The sequence below is a fragment of the Bacillota bacterium genome, assembly GCA_040754675.1.
GTDB lineage: Bacteria > Bacillota > Limnochordia > Limnochordales > Geochordaceae > Geochorda.
In genome coordinates, this window is sequence record JBFMCJ010000375.1 from 1 (window position 1) to 4,064 (window position 4,064).

The 4,064-nt window shown below is 68.4% G+C and carries 7 protein-coding genes; 6 read left to right on the top strand and 1 reads right to left on the bottom strand.

Annotated elements, in window-relative coordinates; all coding sequences use genetic code 11:
- The 4 genes from AB1609_17125 to AB1609_17140 form a co-directional block, all read left to right on the top strand.
- Window positions 1-470: PASTA domain-containing protein (locus AB1609_17125; protein MEW6048170.1), on the top strand; the 470-nt coding region annotated here is incomplete at its 5' end.
- A gap of 54 nt (window positions 471-524) precedes the next feature.
- Window positions 525-1,421 carry a ribosome small subunit-dependent GTPase A gene (gene rsgA / locus AB1609_17130; GenBank protein ID MEW6048171.1) on the top strand — a complete coding sequence of 299 codons (897 nt, stop codon included), beginning with the start codon at window positions 525-527 and terminating at the stop codon, window positions 1,419-1,421.
- Complete coding sequence (rpe, locus tag AB1609_17135) at window positions 1,418-2,080, top strand: ribulose-phosphate 3-epimerase (protein MEW6048172.1); 663 nt, start codon at window positions 1,418-1,420, stop codon at window positions 2,078-2,080. The genes rsgA and rpe overlap by 4 nt, the downstream gene beginning before the upstream one ends.
- A 458-nt stretch (window positions 2,081-2,538) precedes the next feature.
- On the top strand, window positions 2,539-3,090 hold the full coding sequence (locus AB1609_17140) for a hypothetical protein (GenBank protein ID MEW6048173.1): 552 nt from the start codon (window positions 2,539-2,541) through the stop codon (window positions 3,088-3,090).
- Here AB1609_17140 and rpmB read toward each other — a convergent pair.
- Window positions 3,039-3,230, bottom strand: a complete 192-nt coding sequence (gene rpmB, locus AB1609_17145; protein MEW6048174.1) for a 50S ribosomal protein L28 — start codon at window positions 3,228-3,230, stop codon at window positions 3,039-3,041. The two genes, AB1609_17140 and rpmB, sit on opposite strands and share 52 nt — an antisense overlap.
- Window positions 3,231-3,429: 199 nt before the next feature.
- Here rpmB and AB1609_17150 point away from each other — a divergent pair, with 199 nt between their 5' ends.
- Window positions 3,430-3,831 (top strand): Asp23/Gls24 family envelope stress response protein, encoded by a 402-nt coding sequence (locus AB1609_17150; GenBank protein ID MEW6048175.1) that lies wholly within the window; start codon window positions 3,430-3,432, stop codon window positions 3,829-3,831.
- 3 nt (window positions 3,832-3,834) lie between these two features.
- A partial coding sequence (locus AB1609_17155; GenBank protein ID MEW6048176.1) for a DAK2 domain-containing protein occupies window positions 3,835-4,064 on the top strand: 230 nt, incomplete at its 3' end.

The window sequence follows — 4,064 nt, forward strand, 5'->3', positions numbered from 1 at the left end:
TCATTGACCAGAACCCTGCGCCCGGGAGCGAGGTGGATCAGGGGTCATCCGTCGACCTGATTTACAGCCAGGCCTCGCCGTCGGCCGGCGGCCAGCCAGCGGAGGAGACCGCCGCCGGCGGCCAGACGCCCGCCGAGCCGCAGCCGCCAGCGCCACCCGAGCCGGCCGGCAAAGCGCCCGAACAGGCCGCAACCGAGACCACGTCGGCCTCCGACGCCGCTGCCGGCGCCGAAGCGCAGAAGAAGTGGCGAACGGCGGAGGTCAACATCCAGGTGCCGTGGGGCGAAGACAAGGAGGTCGTCATCCTGGTCATCGACGACTTCGGCTCTTATGAAGTGTTCCGGCGCACGCTCCCGGGCGGCACGTACGTGGTGGAACGGGTAAGGGGGCGGGGCTCGTCGGCCCACTTCCAGGTGTACATCGGCGGCCGCATGGTGAAGGACGAGCCGTTCCCGCCCGCGGAGCGCTGACAAACGGCTGACGGGAAAGAAGCAGGCAGGAGGTGTGGAGCCAGGGCAGCGGTGGTGGCTGAGCTTCAGCGGGTTGAAGAGGGTGTGGTGGTGACCCGGCAGTCGGGGTTCTACACCGTTTGGCTCACCTCGGGGTCACTCGTCGAGGCCGTGCTGCGGGGCAAGGTACGAAAGGCCGGGCCCGTCTTGACCGGCGACCGGGTACGGGTCCGCGTGGGGGCAGACGGGAGCGCGGTGGTGGAAGAGGTGCTGCCCCGAACGACCTGGCTCGCTCGCCCGCCCGTGGCCAACGTCAGTTGCCTGGTTGCTGTGGCGGCAGCGCCCGAGCCGGATCTCTTCCTTCTCGACCGGCTGCTCGTGCTTGGGGAGGCCTCGAGGCTTGCCTGCGTCGTCTGCATCAACAAAATCGACCTGGCTACGCCCGAACAGGTGGCGCAGTGGCGGCGGCTCTACGAGCAGGCCGGCTACCCGGTGGCGGCGACCAGCGGCCGGACGGGCGACGGCGTCGCCGACCTTGCCCGCCTCCTGGTGAGCCACGTCAGCACGCTGAGCGGACCATCCGGCGTTGGCAAGTCATCCCTCATCAACGCGCTGTATCCTGAGGCTCGCCTGGAGGTGGGGGAGCTTTCACCGAAGCTCGGGCGCGGGCGGCACACCACCCGCCAGGTTCAGCTCCTGCCGCTGCCGGCCGGAGGCCTTCTGGCCGACACCCCCGGGTTCTCCCGCCTCGAACTGGAGGGGATCGCCCCGCAGCAACTGGACCGCCTGATGCCGGACATCCGCCGCGCGGCAGAGTCGTGCGAGTTCGGGGATAGCTGCATGCACCGGGGCGAGGAGGGCTGCGCTCTGCCGCAAGCCGTAGAAGAGGGGGCGGTGGCAGCGTCACGCTTCCGCCACTACCGGCGGCTGCTCGAGGAAGTGCTGGAACAGGAGGCGCGCAAGTACTCGTGAGCGTCAAGATCGCCCCGTCGCTGCTGGCCGCCGACTTTGCCCGGCTGGCCGAGTCGGTAAGCCGGGTGCCCAACGCGGACTGGCTGCACGTGGACGTCATGGACGGCCACTTCGTGCCGAACCTCACCGTCGGCCCGCCGGTCGTGCAGGCCATCCGGCGGGTCACCTCACTGCCGCTGGACGTCCACCTCATGGTCGAGGCGCCGGAGCGGTGGATCGATAGCTTCGCCCGCGCCGGGGCGGATCGGCTGACGGTACATGTGGAGGGCACCTACCACCTTGATCGCCTGTTACGGTACATCCACGAGCTCAAGCTAAAGGCGGGGGTCGCCCTCAACCCGGCCACGCCCGTCGAAAGCCTGGATTACCCGCTCGACCTGGTGGACCAGGTGCTCGTCATGACCGTCAACCCCGGATTTGGCGGGCAGCCGTTCCTGCCGCAGATGCTGCGCAAGGTCGAAGCGGTGCGGCGGCTCATCGAAACCCGCGGCCTCTCCTGCGACGTGGTGGTGGACGGGGGGGTCGACGACACCACCGCACCGTCGCTGGTGGGCGCCGGGGCAACCGTGCTGGTGGCCGGCACCTGCGTCTTCAACGATGGCGACCCGGCGGCCGCCGTGACGCGGCTGCGAAATGCGGCCGGCCGCGCGCGGTCCTGATTCACCGCGGCGCAATTTCCTCCCCGGCAGAGTAAAGCCTTGCTAAACACAGGAAAACGGCCGCCTTTGAGTTGTCAGGGTTGTAGCTCTACTGACGTTAGTCTTGCTGAACACACGGCCCGCCGCCTAAACTGGGGGCGGAGGGTTCCGCCGGGGTCCGCCGGCCACACGAGGAGGTGGTCTTCCAGCGCAAGGAGGGCGCGGCGGGCGGCGGGCTCCCGGGCCTGCACCTGCCCGAGCCCATAGATCGACGGGCCCACATACAATGCCACAAATAAAGCGACCGTGCTGCAAGGCTTGCTATCCTGAACTTCACCTTGCGGACGTCGGCCGGTGGGTAGCGAGAGATGGGCTGCGTGCAACAAAAGCGAGGAGATCGGGCATCATCCCGGCGCGCGGTGGACCGCGGAACCCCCACCCTGCACGATGTAAACAGGCCGCGCGGGCAGGCGCTGGCCGTGGTACCGGAAGACGGTGCAGCCGGAGCGGCTGCTGCCCGGATGGCGTACCAGATTGCTTCCTACCTGACCAGCGCGGGGCTGCGGGTGGTGGTCAGGCGGCGCCTGCATTCAGGGGTTCCAACGCTTGCAGCCGCCGAGCCGCTCAGCACGGGGCTTGCGCGGTGGGCCCGAACGCAAAGGGCGAGGGCGCAGCTGGTGGTGGCGCTTCTTGTCCCCTGGCCGCAATGGACGGCGGAGATGTGGTCCCGGGCCCACGTGTTTGACCGGGTACTCGCCGTAGGCAAGGGCGAGCTACCCTCTCCGGTGCTCTCGCACTGGAGCGGGCCGCGGCTCACCGTCGTACGCGTCGCCGATGAGATTCCCTGGGGAGAAAGGCCCAACGACCCGGCGGTCGTCCGCCTCGCTTGCGATCTCATGATCCCGCTGTCTGCTGAAGTCCCGAACGCAGCGCCCGGCGACCCGGGGCCGGCCCTGGCTCGCTCATGCGGCGGCCCCGTTCACAGGGCGAGCTGCACTTTGCCCCTCTTCAGGCAGCGCGTGCAGACGTAGGCGCGCTCCACCCGCCCGTCCAACACGATGCGCCGCCGGTGAAGGTTGGGAAGCCACCGCCGGTGGGTGTGCCGGTTGGACTTGCTGACGTTGAAGCCGGTCATCGCGCCCTTTCCGCATACACGGCAGACCCGTGCCACGCCTGTCCCTCACTTTCGCTCTCCAGTGGCGCCGCCGGTAGCGGCGCAGACCATCGGCCATTCTACCACGGCCTTGAGTCACCTACAACGGCCACGCGCCCGTCCGTGTCTCAACCAGAAAGAGGGAGCCGGGATTTGAGTAGGGAATATCGAATGGGCGGGCCGTCTGGTATGATGGCGTGTCGGGGAGGCGCTGGCTTTGAGTGTCACCTTGACCAACGAATACGGTCGCATTGAACTGGCCGAGGAGGCCCTTTCGGCCATCGCCGGGTACGCCGCGCGGGAGTGCTACGGGATCGTGGGGGTCGCGGCACGCAGCGTGCCGGACGGCATCGCCGAACTGCTCGGCCTTGAAAGCGTACATCGGGGCGTCGAGATCCGGATCGAGGAAGGCGACGAGGTGGTCGTCAATCTGTTCGTCATCGTGGAGTACGGGGTCAACATCTTGCAGGTGGCGCGCAACGTGATGGAGCAGGTGCGCCACCAGCTGGAACGGCTCTCGGGGCTGCGGGTGACCGGTGTCAACGTCCACGTGCAGGGGGTCCGGGTGGCCGAGCAAGACCGGCGGCGCACGCACGAGAGTTTCTCGCGGAGGGCGTAACGGATGGAAGGTGCGGCCGCAAGGCAGAAGGCGGAGCTTTTCCTTTCGTGGGTGGAGGCAGGAGTTCGCGCCCTGGAGCGTGAGCGGGCCAACATTGATGCGCTCAACGTCTTCCCGGTTCCCGACGGCGACACGGGCACCAACATGTTCCTGACGATGAGCGCCGCCTGGCGGGAGGTCCAGCAGCAGCCGGCGGGCGCTCCCCTGTCTGAGGTGGTGACGGCGGCTTCCCG